This window comes from Yoonia sp. R2-816 (assembly GCF_046762905.1).
Lineage (GTDB): Bacteria > Pseudomonadota > Alphaproteobacteria > Rhodobacterales > Rhodobacteraceae > Yoonia.
In genome coordinates, this window is the sequence record NZ_JBKQXN010000301.1 from 1 (window position 1) to 1,623 (window position 1,623).

General features: G+C 47.6%; 1 protein-coding gene. It reads left to right on the plus strand.

What is annotated here, in order from left to right; translation table 11 throughout:
- Window positions 1–940 precede the first annotated feature (940 nt).
- Window positions 941–1,504, plus strand: a complete 564-nt coding sequence (locus tag ACFWW2_RS17245; RefSeq protein WP_393929976.1) for a replication initiator protein A — start codon at window positions 941–943, stop codon at window positions 1,502–1,504.
- Window positions 1,505–1,623 lie beyond the last annotated feature (119 nt).

The window sequence follows — 1,623 nt, forward strand, 5'->3', positions numbered from 1 at the left end:
ACTTGCGTCGTATCGGGGCAAGAACCTTCACTGAGGTCTTCGAGGCCATTGGATCAATCTGCGATCTCTATGACCCAGAAGAGTGCTGGAACTACTTCAACGCTGCCGAATATATATCAAGTTAAGATCGAAACGCTTTAAGCTCTTCAGAAACGGCTTATCGCTCACTTTCATTAGAGGTAATATCTCAAATAATCTAAGTAAAGAAAATTGCCAGTGCAAGGTAGCTGGTCGACCCTACCGCAGCATCCAGTTCTGACGCAGACTAACCCCGAGTCCCGCTGCGCACCGATTTTTGATTGAAGCGATCTTCAAAGTAGGTTCTGAAAATCTCGTTTTCGGGATATTCAGCAGGTGCTTTCCAGGCCGCGCCAAATTGGCCGACAAGGCCGGCAATCTAATCGGCAGCCTGCATTGCTTGGTAACGGTGGTTTTTAATTTAAAACGGCGGTTCGATCAAACTCTGCGATATTCAGTTATTCTGAGCAAATCCGACATTGGCCACTTAGCGTCTAGTTTTCTGGATGAGAGGTGTGCAGCGCCTAGTGTTATATATGTGTTATATGATGTGTTAAGGTCAAAGAAATGCTCTGTAAGCAATTGAAAATAATACTAAATTACAAGTTCTTGGTGTGTAAAACCCCGAATAATTGTGTCTGATACCCCGAATCTTAGTGTGTGTTACCCCGAATTGGATATGTCAGAAAACGGAGTTTGTCGCGGTCCTCTAAAGCGCGAGCTTCCCAGTTTTAACGTCTGATGTTCCGCAGACTGACTCTTGATTCGATCTGAGAGATCATATTGGTGTGTAAAACCCCGAATCATGCAGAGACGGTGTGTAAAACCCCGAATGTAAGATGGGTGGGTGAAACCCCGAAGATGAGGGTTGCGCCTTAAAACACAGGTGCGGGTGTGTGATACCCCGAATAACTGCCCTATGGTGTCTGAAACCCCGCAACCAAGCCAGCAACTCCTTCCTGAGCGTCACCCACAAGATGATCTGTTCATCTGTGACGTGGCCGATGCCGTTCTTAAGGACGTGATGCCTCAAATGGAGCATCCGTTCTATTCGCTTTCCAAAAAGCCAGAAACGGCTGTGCGGAAATACGAGCATAATGGCCATTGGGTTGAGATCACACCAAGCGTCAAGGGTTTGGCCACGATCTATGACAAAGACATCCTCATTTACTGCATTTCCCAGATCATGGCGAAGCTCAGTAAGGGCGAGGAGGTATCTCGGCGGGTGCGTCTGAACTCTCGGGATTTGCTGGTGTTCGCAAACCGTGGGACAGCTGGCAAGGACTATAAGGCGTTGGTTCAAGCAATCGACAGATTGGCAGGCACTCGGATCAGTACCAACATTCAGACCGGTGACGAAGAACAATACGACACATTTGGATTGATCGATGCAGCTTCGATCAGACGCAAGCAAGGCAATGATGGGCGACTGCTGTGGTGTGAACTTAAGCTGTCAGAGTGGGTCTTTAAAGCGTTTCGATCTTAACTTGATATATATTCGGCAGCGTTGAAGTAGTTCCAGCACTCTTCTGGGTCATAGAGATCGCAGATTGATCCAATGGCCTCGAAGACCTCAGTGAAGGTTCTTGCCCCGATACGACGCAA